The organism is Devosia sp. 2618, assembly GCF_040546815.1.
Taxonomy (GTDB): Bacteria; Pseudomonadota; Alphaproteobacteria; order Rhizobiales; family Devosiaceae; genus Devosia.
Genome location: NZ_JBEPOO010000001.1, coordinates 3,918,887 through 3,936,230 on the forward strand (window position 1 = coordinate 3,918,887; position 17,344 = coordinate 3,936,230).

15 protein-coding genes and 1 tRNA gene are annotated in these 17,344 nt (G+C 62.5%); 9 read left to right on the top strand and 7 right to left on the bottom strand.

The annotated features are described in order from the left end of the window. The first annotated feature begins 176 nt into the window (after positions 1–176). From ABIE28_RS19395 to ABIE28_RS19405, 3 genes are read left to right on the top strand one after another with little or no spacing between them, the layout of a single operon-like run. Positions 177–977, top strand: coding sequence for an ImuA family protein (locus ABIE28_RS19395; RefSeq protein ID WP_354065818.1), 801 nt, complete (start codon positions 177–179; stop codon positions 975–977). Further along, positions 868–2,532, top strand: coding sequence for a Y-family DNA polymerase (locus tag ABIE28_RS19400; protein ID WP_354065820.1), 1,665 nt, complete (start codon positions 868–870; stop codon positions 2,530–2,532). Before ABIE28_RS19395 ends, ABIE28_RS19400 begins: the two co-directional genes overlap by 110 nt. Further along, entirely contained in the window at positions 2,529–5,981 is a 3,453-nt protein-coding gene (locus tag ABIE28_RS19405) for an error-prone DNA polymerase (protein WP_354065822.1), read from the top strand. Before ABIE28_RS19400 ends, ABIE28_RS19405 begins: the two co-directional genes overlap by 4 nt. Before the next feature lie 13 nt (positions 5,982–5,994). Here the strand turns inward: ABIE28_RS19405 and ABIE28_RS19410 are convergent, their stop codons facing one another. Next, positions 5,995–6,285, bottom strand: coding sequence for a 4a-hydroxytetrahydrobiopterin dehydratase (locus ABIE28_RS19410; protein WP_354065823.1), 291 nt, complete (start codon positions 6,283–6,285; stop codon positions 5,995–5,997). Positions 6,286–6,535: 250 nt separating this feature from the next. Between ABIE28_RS19410 and ABIE28_RS19415 the strand changes: the two genes are divergently transcribed. Continuing rightward, complete coding sequence (locus tag ABIE28_RS19415) at positions 6,536–8,818, top strand: putative bifunctional diguanylate cyclase/phosphodiesterase (RefSeq protein ID WP_354065825.1); 2,283 nt, start codon at positions 6,536–6,538, stop codon at positions 8,816–8,818. Positions 8,819–8,962: 144 nt separating this feature from the next. Continuing rightward, positions 8,963–9,718, top strand: coding sequence for an N-acyl amino acid synthase FeeM domain-containing protein (locus ABIE28_RS19420; protein WP_354065827.1), 756 nt, complete (start codon positions 8,963–8,965; stop codon positions 9,716–9,718). On the opposite strand, the gene ABIE28_RS19425 is transcribed toward ABIE28_RS19420, so the two are convergent. The 6 genes from ABIE28_RS19425 to hemC all read right to left on the bottom strand — a co-directional run bounded on the left by ABIE28_RS19425 (position 9,712) and on the right by hemC (position 14,433). After that, complete coding sequence (locus tag ABIE28_RS19425) at positions 9,712–9,903, bottom strand: hypothetical protein (RefSeq protein WP_354065829.1); 192 nt, start codon at positions 9,901–9,903, stop codon at positions 9,712–9,714. The genes ABIE28_RS19420 and ABIE28_RS19425 overlap by 7 nt on opposite strands. A 100-nt stretch (positions 9,904–10,003) precedes the next feature. After that, positions 10,004–10,079, bottom strand: a tRNA-Thr gene (locus ABIE28_RS19430). 13 nt (positions 10,080–10,092) lie between these two features. Further along, on the bottom strand, positions 10,093–11,460 hold the full coding sequence (locus tag ABIE28_RS19435) for a heme biosynthesis protein HemY (RefSeq protein ID WP_354065831.1): 1,368 nt from the start codon (positions 11,458–11,460) through the stop codon (positions 10,093–10,095). After that, positions 11,457–12,737: a COG4223 family protein gene (locus tag ABIE28_RS19440; RefSeq protein ID WP_354065833.1), complete on the bottom strand. Its 1,281-nt coding sequence runs from the start codon at positions 12,735–12,737 to the stop codon at positions 11,457–11,459. The genes ABIE28_RS19435 and ABIE28_RS19440 overlap by 4 nt, the downstream gene beginning before the upstream one ends. A 29-nt stretch (positions 12,738–12,766) precedes the next feature. After that, positions 12,767–13,507, bottom strand: a complete 741-nt coding sequence (locus ABIE28_RS19445) for a uroporphyrinogen-III synthase (RefSeq protein WP_354065835.1) — start codon at positions 13,505–13,507, stop codon at positions 12,767–12,769. Then, positions 13,489–14,433 (bottom strand): hydroxymethylbilane synthase, encoded by a 945-nt coding sequence (gene hemC / locus ABIE28_RS19450; RefSeq protein WP_354065837.1) that lies wholly within the window; start codon positions 14,431–14,433, stop codon positions 13,489–13,491. The genes ABIE28_RS19445 and hemC overlap by 19 nt, the downstream gene beginning before the upstream one ends. A 134-nt stretch (positions 14,434–14,567) precedes the next feature. Here hemC and tsaD point away from each other — a divergent pair, with 134 nt between their 5' ends. The 4 genes from tsaD to ABIE28_RS19470 are packed head-to-tail and all read left to right on the top strand — an operon-like array spanning position 14,568 to position 17,337. After that, entirely contained in the window at positions 14,568–15,623 is a 1,056-nt protein-coding gene (gene tsaD / locus ABIE28_RS19455) for a tRNA (adenosine(37)-N6)-threonylcarbamoyltransferase complex transferase subunit TsaD (RefSeq protein WP_354066485.1), read from the top strand. Continuing rightward, entirely contained in the window at positions 15,613–16,599 is a 987-nt protein-coding gene (locus ABIE28_RS19460; protein ID WP_354065839.1) for an NAD(P)H-dependent glycerol-3-phosphate dehydrogenase, read from the top strand. Before tsaD ends, ABIE28_RS19460 begins: the two co-directional genes overlap by 11 nt. A 4-nt stretch (positions 16,600–16,603) precedes the next feature. Next, positions 16,604–16,897, top strand: coding sequence for a YciI family protein (locus ABIE28_RS19465; protein WP_354065841.1), 294 nt, complete (start codon positions 16,604–16,606; stop codon positions 16,895–16,897). Between the two features lie 5 nt (positions 16,898–16,902). Then, on the top strand, positions 16,903–17,337 hold the full coding sequence (locus ABIE28_RS19470; RefSeq protein WP_354065843.1) for an EVE domain-containing protein: 435 nt from the start codon (positions 16,903–16,905) through the stop codon (positions 17,335–17,337). Positions 17,338–17,344 lie beyond the last annotated feature (7 nt).

The window sequence follows — 17,344 nt, forward strand, 5'->3', positions numbered from 1 at the left end:
GTTAGCAGCCTGCCCGATTTCCGTGAATGGGCTGTGACCCCTGTCACGCGGTCTTGACCGGGCTTGATGCGGAAGGGTCACACAAGGACGGATGGGGACACAACAAAAAGGACTCGACTCCGGGAACATCAGGAGTCATCATGTTCCTGTTTTGTTCACATCAGAAGGTGGTGCGCATGTCCGCCCCCGACCGCCTCCAGCGCATCGCCGCGCTGCGCGACACCATTGCCGATATCGAGCGCAAACCCGCGCTGGCCGAGGCACGGGTGGTGGTGGAGGCCGAGGACGGACGCTTTCCCAAACTGGCCGGTGGCCTGCTGCAGGAAGTGTTCACCGATGACCGGCGCAATACCGGGGCAAGCCTTGGTTTTGCTCTGGCGCAGATGGGAGGGTTGCTGACGCAAAGGCGTATTGCGGTGATCTATCTGCAGCTGGCCGACGAGGCGCAAAAGCTCGGTCTGCCCTATGGGCCGGGTCTTGGCCATTTCGGCATTGATCCCGGCGCGATGGTGCTGGTGCGTCCGGCCAACATGGCCGAACTGCTCTGGGCCGCCGAGGAGGCCATTGCTTGTCGGGCGGTGGCCGGCGTGGTCGCCGACATTGCCGGGCACCAGAAGCTGCTCGATTTTACCGCCAGCCGACGCCTCAGCCTCAGGGCTGCTGAGGCCGGCAGTTCGATATTTCTGCTGCGCTACGGCACGCAACGACAAAGCAGCGCGGCGCAGTTGCGCTGGCATCTGCTGCCGGGGCGCAGTGGACGAAAACAATATGATGATCGGGCACCCGGCCCGGCGCGCTGGCAGGTGCGGCTCGAACGCGGATCGCTTGTCAGACAGCATGCCGAATGGGTGCTCGGATGGACTGAAAATGGATTTTCAAACTTCACTCCTCGACATGGGCAACCGGTCCGACCGGCCACGCCGCTTTCTGGTGCTATTCCTGCCAACCTGGCCCACCGACTACCTGAAACGGGTTGATCCAACGCTTGCCGCCCCCTTGGCGCTTTACGAAAAAATCAAGGGCGGCCTCAGGATCGTTGCACTGGATAGCCAATCCGGTCAGGCCGGGGTCAGGCTTGGTCAAAGTCTGGCCGATGCGCGGGCTCTGGTGCCGGCGCTGGTCGCCAAGGAGATCAATCGCCCGCAGCTTGAGGCCGGCTTTGCCGATTTCGTCGACTGGCATTCCAATGCCAGCCCCATGGTCGCGGTGATGGAGGATGTCGGCCGGTTTGGCGACCTTGTGCTCGATATAACCGGGGTGGATCACCTGTTTGGCGGCGAGGCGCCGATGCTGCGCCTGTTGCTGACGCGGTTGCGCCTGCTGGGCTATACCGTGTCTGGCGCCATTGCACCGACGATTGGTGCGGCCTGGGCGATCAGCCACTTTGCCCGCAGCCAGGTGGTTGCGCCGGACGGCCTTGCCACATTGCTCGATACACTGCCGGTCGCGGCCCTTCGGCTCAATGAGCAACAGGTGGCGACACTGGCCCAAATGGGGCTGACGAGCATCGGGCAATTGCGTCAGCGGCCGCGCAAGCCGCTACAGGCCCGGTTCGGGCTATCGCTGCTGACCCGCATCGATCAGGCCTATGGTGCCATCAAAGAGCGGATGACGCCGCGCCTGCCGATAGCCGAATATCATGTCGAGCGCCGCTTTGCCGACCCGATCGGGCTGATCGACGATGTACTGGCCTGCGCCAATGATCTTGCTATTCAACTGAGCTATCGGCTTGAGGCGGAGGGCAAGGGCGCACAGGCCTTTCACCTGTTCCTCTATCGCGTCGACCACAAGGTCATGTCGCTGTCGGTCAATTCGGCCCGGGTGACGCGCGATCCCCATCACATAGCAAAGCTGTTCGCCCATCGGGCCGAGCGGCTTTCGGGCGAATATGATGCGGGTTTTGGCATAGACATGATCCGGCTGGCAGCCAGTTCCATTGACGGGCTCAATGCTAGCCAACTTGGTGCCTTTACCGACGAGGAGGGCACCGAGGATCTCGATCAGCTCAATGATCGCATGGCCAGTCGTCTGGGTCCCATGGCGGTGTTGCGCACCCAGATGGTGGCCAGCCAGATGCCGGAGCGTGCGGCGCGACTGGTTCCAACTCAGGCCGGCAATCCGGTTATGGCGCCTATACGGCCGCTTGTCCGCCCGCTGCGGCTGCTGCCCTCGCCGGAATATGTTGCGATCAGTGCCGAAGTGCCCGATGGCCTGCCCGCGTCGATGATCTGGCGTCGCCAGCACTATCGGCTGGTCAAGGGCGAGGGGCCGGAACGGCTCGAAGCGGAGTGGTGGCGCTTTGCGGAGCGGCTGGAACTGGTGCGCCCACCCCTACCCAAGACACCTGAACCCGGTGATAAACCGGTCACCCCGCCTTATCTGCCCGACCTGCCCTTGCATGAGCCGGAGGGACGCGTGCGCGACTATTATCGCGTCGAAGACGAGGACGGTCGCCGTTTCTGGGTGTTTCGCTTGGGATTTTACGGCGGCGAGACAATGCCAAGCTGGTACCTGCATGGGTTTTTCGCATGAGCCAGGTCATCGCTCTGCCGCGGAACCGTTCTGTCTCCGTGCCGCCCAGGCCGGTGGCCGATTATGTTGAGCTGATCGGCACCAGCAATTTTTCCTTCCTGCGCGGAGCATCTCACCCCGAAGAGCTGGTTTCGGCAGCGATCCATCTGGGCATGGCCGCTTTTGGGCTGTGTGACCGCAATAGCTTTGCCGGCGTGGTGCGTGGTTATGTGGCGGCGCGCGATCACGAGAAGCGCCCCGACCATTTCCGTTATCTCGTCGGTGTTCGGCTTTGCTTTGTCGATGGCACGCCCGATATCATCGCCTATCCGACAAATCGCGTCGCCTATGGACGGCTGTGCAAGCTTTTGACCGTCGGCAATCAGCGCGGCGAAAAGGGCAAGCCGGTGCTGCATTTCGCTGATCTGTTTGGCGCGGGCAGTGCTTCATTGGGTGAGCAAGGGCCGCCGGAGAACTACGCCCAGGGCCAGCTTTTCATCCTGATGCCCGATGAAACAGATTGGGGCCTGACCGAGAAAACTCTCGATCAGCTCAGCCGTGCAGTTCCCGGGCAGGTGTGGGTTGCTGGCACGCCGCGTCTCGACGGGCAGGATCGCGCAAGGCTCAACCGCGTGGCGGCCCTCGCCCGACGGCATCAGGCCCAGATGATCGCCAGCAATGACGTGCTCTATCACGAGCCAAGTCGGCGTATTCTCGCGGATGTGGTCACCTGTATCCGCGAACACACGACTTTGGAGGAAGCTGGCTGGCTGTTGTCGGCCAATGCCGAACGCCATCTCAAGCTGCCGTCCGAAATGGTGCGGCTGTTCGCCGAACATCCCGATGCCATCGCCCAGACCCGACTGTTTGCCGACCGGATCGGATTTTCACTCGGCCAACTCGAATACAACTATCCCGAGGAAACCATCGGCAATGGGGAAACCGCCCAACAGACGCTGGAGCGCCTGACATGGGCGGGTGCCGCCATGCGTTTTCCCGAAGGGCTGCCGCCGGGTACCGGCGAACAGATTCTTGATGAACTCAAACTCATCGATGAAAAGGGCTATGCCGCCTATTTCCTGACCGTGCAGGATATTGTGCGCCATGCCCGCTACGACCTTGGCATTTTGTGTCAGGGGCGCGGGTCGGCGGCCAATTCCACGGTCTGCTATTGCCTCGAAATCACCGAGGTCGATCCGCGCAAAGCGACGTTGGTGTTTGGCCGTTTCATCTCCACCGAACGCGATGAGCCACCCGATATCGACGTCGATTTCGAGCACGAACGGCGCGAGGAGGTGATGCAATATGTCTACAAAAAGTATGGCGGAAAGCGCACGGGCCTGACCGCCAACGTCATCTCCTACCGCTCCAAAAGTGCCATCCGCGAAGCGGCCAAGGTGTTTGGTGTGTCCGACGATACGGTCGCCGCCTTCAACCAGCTGCATTGGGGCTGGGGCTCGGGTGTCGATCTGGCCAAGGTCAGGACGCTGGGGCTGAACCCGGATGATCCGGTGCTGGCGCAGATGTTTGAGGTGGTCAAAGTGTTGCGCGGTTTTCCGCGGCATCTGTCCCAGCATGTAGGCGGCTTTGTCATCACCCGGGATTCGCTCGAAAGCCTCGTGCCGATCAGCAAATCGGCCATGGATAGCCGCACCATCATCGAGTGGAACAAGGACGATATCGACGCGCTCAAGATCCTCAAGGTCGATGTGCTGGCACTGGGCATGCTGACCTGCCTGCAGCGCGCCTTTGGCCTTTTGGACAAGCACTATGGTCGCAAGGTCAAATTGGCCGAGCTGCAAAACGAGGAATACAAACACTCCGAACGGGCCAAGCCTGTCTATGAGATGACCCATAGGGCCGATACGATCGGGGTATTCCAGATCGAAAGCCGGGCGCAGATGACCATGCTGCCCCGCCTCAAGCCCAAGGAATTTTACGATCTCGTCATCGAAGTCGCCATCGTTCGGCCCGGTCCGATCCAGGGCGGCATGGTGCATCCCTATCTCAGGCGCCGCGAGGGCAAGGAGCCTTGGCAAGCCGATCCCGATGACCCGCTAGACCAAGTCCTGAAAAAGACCTTGGGCATTCCGCTGTTTCAGGAACAGGCGATGCAGATGGCGATCAAGGGCGCTGGTTTTACCGCCGGCGAAGCAGATCACCTGCGCCGCGCCATGGCGGCTTGGCGGCGCACTGGCAAGATCGGAGTTTTCCGCGACAAGTTCATCAATGGCATGATGAACAATCCGCGGGCCTATAGCCGCGAATTTGCCGAGCGCTGCTTTTCGCAGATCGAGGGTTTTGCCGAATATGGCTTTCCCGAGAGCCACGCGGCGAGCTTTGCCCTGCTGGTCTATGCGTCCTGCTGGGTCAAATGCCACTACCCGGACGTCTTTGTCTGCGCGCTGCTCAATTCGCAACCCATGGGCTTTTATGCGCCAAGCCAGTTGGTGCGAGACGCCACCGAGCATGGCGTCAAGGTGCTGCCGGCCGACATCAATGTGTCCGAAGAGGACTGCGCGCTGGAGGAAACTGATCATGTCGCCGCCGACCATATCTGGCCGCGACATGCCGCAATGGCCACCGATATCCATACACAGAAGGCGCTGCGTCTAGGCCTACGCATGGTTGAGGGACTGCCCAAGAAGGATAGCGAAAAAATCGTTGCCCAGCGCGGCACGGGCTACACTTCGGTGCGCGATTTGTGGCTCAGAACCGGTGTGCCGGTGGCCAGCCTTGAAAAGCTGGCGCGGGCCGACGCCTTTTCCTCGCTCGGTCTTAATCGGCGTGAAGCGTTGTGGGCGGTCAAAGGCCTGATCGGCACCTATGGCGCCGATACGCTGCCACTATTCGAGAATAGCGGGCCGGTCGAGACGGCGCTCGATCAGTCCGCCGACTTACCGCTGATGGCGCCGGGCGAAGAGGTGATCCACGATTATGCCACCATGTCGCTGTCGCTCAAGGGGCACCCGGTGCAGTTCCTGCGCCCCATGCTCAATGCACGCGGCACGACACGCAGTGCCAATCTGGACACGGTCGATCCCGACGTGCGTATTGAAGTGGCCGGATTGGTGCTGGTGCGGCAACGGCCGGGCACGGCCAGCGGGGTGATTTTCGTCACGCTGGAAGACGAAACCGGCGTTGCCAATATCGTGGTCTGGCCAAAACTGTTCGAAAACGACCAGCTGCGCAAAACCCTGCTGTCGAGCCGCATGCTGGCGATCAAGGGCAAGGTGCAGCGCGAGGGATTGGTCATCCATGTCATTGCCGAAGACATGGTCGATCTCACCCCTGACCTGCTCGAACTCTCCCACGGCCAAGATATCGGCGATGCGGTGGTTGCCCGAGCCGATGAAGGTAAGTCGGGGCCACCTGAAGGACATAGCCGCGACCGCAGCGTGTTGCGCGAGATCGAAATGGCGCGCCGTCGCGCTTATGCCGCTTTGCCGGGAGGGCGGAATTTTCACTGATCGGGAGGTGGGCCTACGCCAGGATGGCGTCGATGGTTTTGGCCAATGCAGTGTCCTTGGCGGTGATGCCGCCGGCGTCGTGGGTGGAGAGGCAGATGGTGACGCTGTTGTAACTGTTGGACCAATCGGGGTGGTGGCCGGCCTTTTCGGCGGCCAGTGCGACGCGGCTCATGAAGGCGAAGGCTTCGGAAAAATCCTTGAACTTGAAGACGTGCTCGATGGCGCCCCTCGTCTCGTCCAGCACCCAACCATTGAGGTGTTCCAGGGCCTCGTCCAGTTCCTTGCGGTTCAATTTGGTGACCATGGCGTCCTCCTGTTGTGTTGCTGGCATTCAGAAAATTATCCGTCACTGTTAGGGAGATAAAGCGACACCAACATGGCAAGTTTCGTTGCGCATTATCCACGCCCTTGCCGTTAAGCGCATATTTACCCTGCTCCTAGGAATAAAGCCCGAACAGCACGCTAATGCGCCTCGGCAAGGCGTTCTTAATTCCTGACTGGTTCTGATAGGAGCGAATAAGGGGACGTGTGTGTTTACCTCGGCGCGAACTACAATGCCGGCGATCGACTATGTATCGATCATCCGTTCGGTCTATAGCGACCGGCGTGCGCTGCTGGCTGCCGCTTTTGGCACGGCTTTCGCCGCAGGCCTGTCTGCCTACAAGACCGATTCGCTGCCCCTATGGATCATCGCCGTCGCCTTCGTGCTCGTTGGACTGTTGCGTTACGCCACCGCCCGCGCCTTTCTCCGCGCCGCAATCGATAGTGACGATGCCGATGCCGCCGAACACTGGGAACACCGTGCGGTGTTTAATGGTGCCATTGCTGGCGTCGTTTATGGCGCCTGGTGCTTTATCTCGATGGTGTTCGTGCGCGATCCGTTCGTCGAACTGACCGCCGCAACCCTGACCACGGCCGCTATGGTGGGCTTGGTCGCGCGCAATTTCGGGCTCGACCGTCTAGTCACCATCCAGATGGCGCTGGTCATGCTGCCGCTCTCGGCCGGCTATGCGCTGCATGGCGATTTCTACCACATCATTCTGGCGCTGCTGCTGGGCATCATGCTCACCAGCTTTCGCAAGCTGGCCGCCGATACGCGCTCGATCTTGCTCAGCGCTGTGCATGGTCGGGTCGAAGCATCGCGCCTTGCCACCGAACTCGATATGGCGTTGACCACGCTTGAGCATGGCCTTTGCATGCTCGATGAACGCGGCGTTATTTCGATTGCCAATGAGCGGGCCGTGCGTCTGTTCACGTTGCTGGGCGTCAACGAGCTCGTCGGCATGCAATTCTCCGGCGTGCTCGGTACTCTGGGCGCCAATGGTCATCTGCCGCGCACCTCGGTCGACCGCCTGCTCGACATGGTCGCACAGGGCAATTCGGGCAAAGTCCTGCTCTGCCTTGCCGCCGGTACCTATTACGAAGTCACTGTCAGCACGCGCCTTGAACGCAGCGTGCTGCTGTTTGAAGACATCAGCGATCGCATTGCTTCCGAAGAGCGCATCAATTTCATGGCGCGCCACGATACGCTGACCGGCCTGCCCAATCGGACCTATTTCACCGAGCTGGCGACCGAAGACATGGATGCGCGCCGCTTTGCCAATGCGCCGGAGCGTCTCGTTTCACTGCTGCTGATCGACATCGACGACTTCAAGCACGTCAACGACACGTTCGGCCATATCGTGGGCGACGAGTTGCTGATGAAGGTCTCCAAGCGCCTGCGTCAGGCGCTGCCACCAGAAGCCGTTCTGGCGCGACTGGGTGGCGATGAATTTGTCATCTATCGCGGTGCCGTGGGCGATGTGAACCATGCCGAAGCCGATGCGGCTGCGGTCCTCAAGGCGTTCACCAACCCGTTCCTGCTCGATGGGCTGACGCTCACCGCCACGATCAGCGTGGGTCTGGCGACCAGCACCATCGCCAAGGAAAGTCTTGACGATCTGATGACCAAGGCCGATCTGGCGCTCTATTCGGCCAAGGGCGAGGGCAAGGCGCGCAGCCAGGTGTTCCACGCCCAGATGGACATCGACTATCACTATCGCCAGCGGCTCAAGGCCGATCTGCGCGAGGCGGTCCGGCTTGGTGCGCTGACACTGGCCTTCCAGCCGCTGCTCGATATCAACAGTCGCAAGGTCGAGACCTGTGAAGCGCTGGCGCGCTGGAACCACCCTGAACTGGGGATGATCCCGCCCTCGACCTTCATTCCGCTCGCCGAAGAGATGGGGCTGATTTCCGACATCACCGCCTGGGTTATCGACCGCGCTGCTGCCCAGTGCAGCCAGTGGCCGGGCGATGTGGGCGTGGCCGTCAATATTTCGGCGCGCGACTTCCGGGCCATCGATCTGTGCCGACTGGTCGATCTGGCGCTCAAGAACTCCAATCTCGATCCATCGCGCTTTGAGATCGAAGTCACAGAAACCGCTGTCATTGAAGAGCGCGAGATTGCCCATCGCGTGCTGACCAGCCTGGCCGCCAAGGGCGTGGCCATTGCGCTCGATGACTTTGGCACTGGCTATTCGTCGCTGAGCTATCTCAATGCGCTGCCGTTCACCAAGCTCAAGATCGACCGCTCGTTTGTCTCCGAGATCGCCACCGATTCGCGGGCGCTGCGACTGTTGACCAATGTGGCTCGCCTTGGCCGCGATCTGGATCTGACCGTGATCGCCGAGGGCGTTGAAACCGAGGCACAGCTTAACGCCATGCTGGAGCACACCCAGGTGCAGCAGGTGCAGGGCTATTTCTTCAGCCGGCCGCTGACCGAACGCGACATTGGCGAGCTGATTTCGCGGCTAAATGCCGGGCAGGTGGTGCCCCATGCAAAACGTCGGCATGGTTAACGCCCCTTAAGATATTCCGCGTACTGGGAATTTCCCCCTAGGCAATACACCTAAACCGCGCTGCGACAGCGCGCCGCGTCATTTTCCTGATTCAGTTATGGCTAACGAAAGGTTAACATGGCTCCCACGACGGGGGCATTGGTAATGAGTGCGGCTAGCCAATCGAACGGTGCGACTTCACGCTTCGCACTAACACTTATCGATCTTCTCGATCGGGTTCAGTATCGACGCGTATCCGTCGATGAGCAGCTCGACCCGGTCTATCGCCTGCGTTACGAGGCTTATCGGCGCGAGGATTTTATTCCGATCAACTCGCAGGAGATCACGCGGGACGCCTATGACGCGGCGGAGAACTGCTACTGCTTTGGCGTCTATATCGACGACAAACTGGTCAGCTCGATTCGCCTGCATTTCGTCACGCCCGAACAGCGCACCTCGCCGAGCCTGACCATCTGGCCCGATGTACTGGGGGGAATTCTGGACAAGGGTGAGACCTATCTCGATCCAAGCCGCTTTACCGCCGACCGCGATGCGACCCTGGCCTTCCCGGCCTTGCCCTATCTGACATTGCGCACGGGCGTGATGGCGAGCGAATATTTCGGGGCGACCTATTGCCTGTCATCGGTCCGCCCGGAGCATGCGCCATTCTACAAGCGCGTGTTCGGCTCTACTCAGTTGGCCGGCGAAGGTACCTGGGGCGAGCTGGCTTTCCCGGTCTGCCTCTACGCCACCTATTTGCCAGTGACGCTGCCGCGCATTATCGAGCGCTATCCGTTTTTCATGTCGACCCCTGAAGAGCGCGAGAGCCTTTTCGGCACGCAGGCCAGCGCCGTGCAAGCCATCGCCCCCACAGCCCGGCAGGCCCATCGCCTGCGCCTCGTCGGAGCCGAAGGCTACTGATCGTCGCCTTCGTCCTCGTCGTCGTCTTCAAAGCACTGCCAGAAAAAGCGGTTCAGCTGCTCGTCGGCAGCGGACTGTTCGGCGCGCGCCCTAATCAGCTCAGCCTTTTGGACCGCGTATTTCTGGCGATCGGCCGGGGACAGGCTCTTGGCGGTCGTGTCGTGACTGCGGAAATCGATTGGCATGCTGTTCCACACAAATGGCGTTCACGGCAGGGTTGTCTACTGCCCCAAGCCTGATGATGCTCGTTATGCAAGAAAACGACAGCAATTTCAGGGGGAGGAATGGTGCCGCATAGGTGACTCGAACACCTGACCCCATCATTACGAATGATGTGCTCTACCAACTGAGCTAATGCGGCAACGGGTGGCCTTTTACGTCGGCTTTATGGCCGGTGCAAGAGGCAACGGAAGCTCTGCTGGCAATTGAGTGCTCGGAGCCTGTTCCGCTAGCCGTCCGGTGACGGTCACCGGCACTTTCCATTCAAAGGCGTCGAGCTTGCCGGTGATGGGGGAAATGGGCTCCCATTCGTCGCTCACGAGGCCATCCGCGGTCCATGCCGGGTCGCGCGGGGCGCGGACGGCGCGGGCCAGCCATTCGCGCGACTTGCCCTGATCGCCGCTCTGGCCTTCCTCGATTTCGGCCATCAGGCTGGCAACGCCCTGCGTCGCATCGGCCCCGGCAAAGGGGATAAGCGCGCTGCGGGCAGCCGGCCAATCATAGGCGTCGATGGCGGCGCGGGCCAAAGCCATGCCGGCGGCGCGGTGCGGCGGTGGCGTATCAATGATTTCGCCCATGCGCTTGAGCCGGTCGACAGCCGATGCGCCGGGCTGGGCGTGAGCATAGAGTGCGGCAATGTCGGGATGGCCGGTGGCGCGCCAGATGCGGCGCAGCAGGCTCATCGCCTTGCGGGTTTCGCCACGATTGATGTGGATGCGCGCGGCGATCAGGGCGGCCGGCACGAAGTCTGGCAAAAGCTTGAGAGCTGTCAGCGCATGGTCGAGCGCGGTCAGCGGATTGCTGTTCTCGGCTTCGCGAGCCCGGGCGGTTTCGATTACCGCCTGACGACGACGCTTGCGGGCGCGGTCCTCGCGGCTGGTGGCATTTTCCACGTTGACCATGGCTACGGCCTCGGCCCATTGGCCGCGTCGGGTCAGGTCATCGAACACCGCATTGGCGGCCCATGCGGTCTGTGGCGCCAGCGCCAAGGCCTTGCGGGCAAAAGTCAGCGCCGCGTCGGGGCGGTTCTGCACATTGGCCTGATCGTAAAGGCCGGTGAGGGCGGCGACGGCGGTCTTTTCGCTGGCGATCAGGGCGCGGTAATGTTCGCGGGCAGCGGGCATGTCACCCAGCGCCAGATCGGCACGTGCTTCGAGCAGACGCGCTGCGGTATTGGTTGGCAGGCGGGCCTGTGCGTCACGGGCCAGCGAACGGGCGCGGGCAGGGTCGCCAGCCTGCAGCGCCACAAAGGCGTCCGAAAGCGCTTCGACGCCCTGTTCGCGACGGCGTTCACGGCTGCGACGTGCCATGTGCCGCGGCGCAGAAATGACCCGGCGGACGATGGCCCAGATGGCGATGACCACGATGGCGATCAGGATGAAGATAAAGATCGCGGCGCCGAGGCTGGGCTGCATGCGATAGCCGGCCGCTTCGAGCGTCAGGGTGCCGGGCAGGGAAATCAGCCAGGCAGCGAGTGCGGTCACAACCAGGCTGCCAACAATCCAGGAGGCGAGTCTGATCATCGGGCGGCCTCACCGGAAAGGGCGCTGTTGCGCAGGCTGTCGAGGAAGCGCGTGGCATCGGCCTGCGTCTTGACGAGGCTTTGCAGGTCACCCCCAGCGCTGATCATCGGCGCGGGCAGGGACGCGAAGAGGCTCTCGGCGGTCACGAAATCGCGGCGGGCAATGGCGCCGTCGAGACGCGACATGATGGCTTCCGGGGTATCGCCCTCGATTTCGCCGGTCGGGCGCAGGGCGATGGCCGAGCGGAACCAGTCGAGCGCACCATCCTGCCACTGGGCCTGCGGATCGGCCGGGCGACCGGCCAGCATGGCGGGCAGCGCATCGGCAAAGCGGCTGGCAATAACGTCGGGGCGGGTGAGGCCGGTCTCGGCGGCATTAGCGATGGCGGTGGGAATGGTCGCACTCGGCACTGCAGCGCGCAGCGCACCCAGTTCGGTGCCATAGGGACGACCGGTGGCGAAGGCGGTTTCAAAGCCGGAGAGAATCAGCGGGAGCTGCAGCACGGCGCCAATGTCGGTGGGCTGCGCGGCGAGCGTGGCCGTTGTCTCGGTCATGGTGGTGTCGAGCGTGCGCAGACCCGCTTCTGCCGTGCCGACGCGGGCACCAAGTTCGTCCAGCCTTGTGCCAAGCGCGGCGAGGTCGCTGCGCAGGCCATCGAGCGTGGCGGTGTCGGCCGCTGGAGCCGGCGTTGCCGCCAGCGTATCCATCCGCGTCATCAGAGCGGCGATTTCGGTCTCGATGCCGGTCAGGTCAGTCGGCTCGGAAGGCGCGGCGACTGGTGTTGCTGCTGGCTCTGCCGATTCGATCGCGCTGATGCGCTGGTTGAGCGTCGCCAACTCGCTTTGGGTGGTCTGGGTGACGGTTTCCAGCTCAGGGATCGAGGAGGCAAACTGGGCAATGCGCGGGTCTGCGGCTGGCGCCGGCGCGGGTGTCGTTGGCCAGAGGCCGACTGAAGCCAGTCCATAGGCAGCAACAAGACCAATCGCGCCACCAGTGATGGCGGCACCAAAGGCAAAGCCGGACGATTTGGCAGGCGCAGCAGGCGTAGGCGCAATTGGGGGCGGTGGCAAAGAGCTCGGCATTTCGGCGGTCTTGGCAGCAGCAGGCTGGCTCGCCCGGGTTTCGGCTGGCTTGTCCTTGGGCTCGGTGGCGGCGGGCTGATCCTTGGCGTCCGTCTTGGCAACGGTTTCGCGCGCCTTGAGATCGAGGACGGGCGGCTTGACCGGTCCGGTCTTGGGATCGGTTGGCTTGGATTGAGTGCCCTTGGTATCCGCCATCGCAGCTTTATCCTCTTCGTTCGGGCCGATCATGGCCCAGTTTGCTCGCGGGCAAAAGCCAAAGCCAGCGCCATCATCGCATCTTCGTCGGGCCAGTCGGCCAGGCTGATGCGATTGAAGTGCGCGCCGAGCAGCGGTTCTGCCACCGCTTCGGACATGCACAACATGGCAACCCGGCTGCGTCGTTCGCGTTCCAGCCCGTTTGCCAAATCGGCAAATATCGCCGCCGACCGCCGAGAATAAGCGAGCACGGCGGTAATATCGCCGCCGAGACCGGCCAGAACCGCCTCTGGCAGTGTATCCACGGCGACCATTTCGTAGAGCATTGAGGTCGCGACCATGACGCCCAGCGGCGCCAGCGCCTTGGCAAGATCGGCACTCTGGTGCTTGCCGGCGGGATAAAAGATCGGGCCCGGCACGCGAGCGATGGTCATGGCGTTGATCAGGTCCTGAAAGGCCCCGGCGGCGCTGCTGACGCGGGCAAAGCCAGCCTGATTGGCCTCCATCGCCGTGCGATCACCCACGGCAAACACCGGCAGGTGGCGATAGTGGTCGACCACGCCGCGATCGGTCATGGCGCGGACGGCATTGGCGCTGGTCAGCACCATGGCAGTAAAGCCATCGGGCGGCGGCAGGCTGGTGTCGAGCGTCTGGCGCACCATCAAAGGCGCGGCGACGGCGTCGATCCCCAGCGCCGTCAAACGCGCCAGCGTCGATTGTGCATCGGGTTCCGGCCGCGTCACCAGCATTTTCATGATGTGGCGGCCCATTGCGCCAGCCATTCCGTGCCGGCCTGCGCAATCAGGTCGTCGCCGACCTGGCGGCCAATGACCAATGGATCGCTGCCGGTGGCCTCGCTATCGAACGCCGTCTTGCCATCAAGGCTGAGGATCTGGCCCTTGAGGCTCAGCACGCCGTTCTCAAGGCGGCTGAGGGCGCCGACCGGTGTGCGGCAGGAGCCATCGAGCACGGCCAGCATAGCGCGTTCGGCGGCAATGGCGGTGTGGGTTGGCTGATGGTCAAGCGCGGCGATCAGCCCTTCCATGCGCGCGTCATCGCTGCGCACGGCAATGCCGATGGCGCCTTGCGCCGGGGCTGGCATGAAGATTTCGGGATCGAGCAGGGCTGTGGCGCGGTGGCCTTCGCCAAGGCGATTGAGCCCGGCCTGCGCCAGCATGGTTGCGTCAGCCACGCCATCGAGCAGCTTTTGCAACCGCGTACCGACATTGCCGCGGAACGGCACAATTTCGAGATCAGGGCGCTGCCGCAAAACCTGCGCGGCGCGGCGGATCGATGAGGTGCCGAACTTGGCGCGCTCCGCAACGTGATCAAGGCTCTGCACCTTCACCGACATGAAGGCGTCGCGCACGTCTTCGCGCTCGAGGAAGGCCACCAGCTTGATGCCCTCGGGCAGGCGCGTTGCCACGTCCTTGGATGAATGCACGCCGATATCGACGCGGCCCGACAGCATGGCTTCGTCTATTTCCTTGGTGAACAGGCCTTTGCCGCCGATTTCGATCAGGCTGGCATTGGAGGCCTGCGTGCGGTCGCCGCCGGTCGAGATCACTTCGATGGTGATATCGTCCTCGGGCACACCATGGGCCTGGCTCAGCAGCTTGCGCACCAGCCTGGCCTGCGCCAGAGCGAGGGGGCTACCGCGAGTTCCGATGCGAGCGAAGGGTGGTGGCGATTGCAATGTCTTTGCGTCCTATAGTAGGCAGAGGCACGAATTCTAGTCGCGTCGCTGCTGCGGAAAAACGGTTCCCATTTTAAGCGCGATGCCCCTCAGGGAGTAACCAGTTCGTCGTGACCGGGCAAGCGCCAGCCACCATCCTTGGCATAGAGACCAGCTGCGACGAAACCGCGGCGGCCATCGTCGTGCGCGATGAATTCGGCAATTCAACGATTCTGTCCAATGTGGTCCGTTCCCAGCTCGATGAACATGCGGCATTCGGCGGCGTGGTGCCCGAGCTCGCGGCGCGGGCTCATGTGACTTATCTCGATCATATCATCGCCCAGGCCTGCCGCGAGGCCAATGTGAAGCTGGGCGATGTCGATGCCATCGCAGCAACGGCCGGTCCCGGCCTGGTCGGCGGTGTGCTGGTGGGGCTGACGACCGCCAAGGCGCTGGCGGCTGCACTCGACAAGCCGCTGATCGCCGTCAATCATCTCGAGGCCCATGCGCTGACGGCGCGGCTGACCAATAATGTGCCGTTCCCCTATCTGATGCTTTTGGTGTCGGGCGGCCATAGCCAGTTCGTTCTGGTGCGTGGTGTCGGCGACTATGAGCGCTGGGGCACGACGATCGACGACGCGCTGGGCGAAGCCTTTGACAAGGTGGCCAAGCTGCTCTCGCTTGGTCATCCCGGCGGTCCGGCAGTGGAGGCCATTGCCAAGAGTGGCGACAAGCTGCGCTTTAAATTTCCCAAGCCATTGCTGCGCGAACAGCGGCTCGATTTTTCCTTCTCCGGCCTCAAGACCGCGGTGCGGCTGCAAGCGGAAGCGCTGGCGCCGCTGAGCAATCAGGATGTCGCCGATATCGCGGCCAGCTTCCAGCATACCGTCGCGACCATTATCGAAGTGCGGTCGCGCCAGGCGCTGGAGCGGTTCAGGGCAGAGTTTCCCAACGAGCCGATGCGGCTGGTCGTGGCGGGTGGCGTTGCCGCCAATCGCAGCATTGCTGCAGCGCTCGATGGTTTGTGCCGCGCTGTCGGCGCTGACCTCATCGTGCCGCCGATTGCGCTCTGCACCGACAATGGCGCGATGGTGGCCTGGGCCGGTGCCGAACGCTTTGCATTGGGTGGCCATGATGGCCTCGACTTCGTGGCGCGGCCACGCTGGCCGCTTGATCTCGATGATATGAAGGTGACCGCAGATGGCATTTGATCGGGTCAGCGTCATCGGCGGTGGCGCCTGGGGCACGGCATTGGCGCAAGCTGCCGCAATGGCGGGGCGTCAGGTATCGCTGGTGGCGCGTGATGCCGCGCAGGTCGATGAGATCAATACCAGCCGCACCAATCGCCGCTATCTCGGCGAACAGCAACTGCATGCGGCCCTGACCGCAACGACTGAAGCGGGCGAAGCCGACATCATCATTCTGGCCGTACCGGCGCAGTCGAGCCGCGCTGCTCTGGGTGCGCTCGATCCGGCATTGCTGGCCGGTAAGCCGGTGATCCTCTCGGCCAAGGGGCTCGAAACCGGCACGCTGGATCGCCAAAGCGAAATTCTTGCCGATATGGCACCCGATGCCATTCCGTTCGTTTTGTCCGGCCCCAGCTTTGCCGCCGATGTGGCAGCAGGTCGGCCGACGGCGGTGACGCTGGCGGGCGATGATGCCGACCAAACCTCCGCAGTCGCCGCCGCTTTGGCTGGCCCGAGTTTTCGCCCCTACGCGGCCGATGACCGGATTGGCGTCGAAATCGCCGGGGCGCTCAAGAATGTCTATGCGCTGGCCTGTGGCGCGGTCGATGGGGCCGGGCTTGGCGCGTCGGCCCGCTCGGCTTTGATTGCGAGGGCCTATGCCGAAATGGCGCGCATGGTGTCGGCCATGGGCGGTTCGGCGACGACGCTGACGGGCCTTGCTGGGTTGGGCGATCTGACGCTGACGTGCACCTCGGTGCAGTCGCGCAATTACCAGTTCGGCATGGCGCTGGGGCGTGGCCAGACGGTCGAGGCTATTCTGGCCAGTGGCGCAAAGCTGGCCGAAGGCGTCGCCACGACGCCGGTTGCCGATGCTCTGGCGCGCAGTTTCAAGATCGAGGCACCGCTGGTCGAGGCGGTGCAGGCCGTGCTCAGCGGGCAGGCCGATATTGCTAAAGTGGTGGCGGGTTTGATGTCCCGGCCGCTCAAACGAGAGGATTGATTGCATGCTGTTTGCCATGATCGCCAAGGACAAGTCGGGCATTATCGAAAAGCGTCTGGCCGCGCGGCCGGTGCATTTGCAATATCTCGATAGCCTTGGTCAGACCCTGCGCCTGGCTGGCGCCCTGCTCGATGCCGGCGGCACGCCCGAAGGGTCGCTGGTGGTGGTCGAAGCGGAAACGCTCGAAGCCGCAACGGCGATTTTCAACGCCGATCCGTTTGTCGATGCCGGCATTTTCGAGAGCATCGAAATCAAGCCGTGGCGCCTGGCCTATGATCACATGTCGCCAAAGGCCTGATCGCAATGGCCTATTGGTTGATGAAGTCCGAGCCCAATGTCTTCTCGTTCGATGACATGGTGGCCAAGACCAAACGCGGCGAACCCGAGCAGTGGCATGGGGTGCGCAACTATGCGGCGCGCAACAACATGAAAGCCATGGAGCTGGGCGACGAGGCGTTTTTCTACCACTCCAATATCGGCAAGGAGATCGTGGGCATCATCAAGGTGATCGCCCTCGCCCATCCCGACGATACGGCAGACCTCAACGCCAAGGGCCAGGTCGTCTGGGAATGCGTCGATGTCGAAGCGGTCAAGCCCCTGCCCAAGCCGGTGACGCTGGCAACGGTCAAGGCCACCCCGGAACTGTCCGAACTGGAACTGGTCAAGCTATCGCGGCTGTCCGTGTCAAAAGTGTCGGCCGAGGAATGGGCGCTGATCTGCAAGATGGGTGGGCTGTAATAGTCCC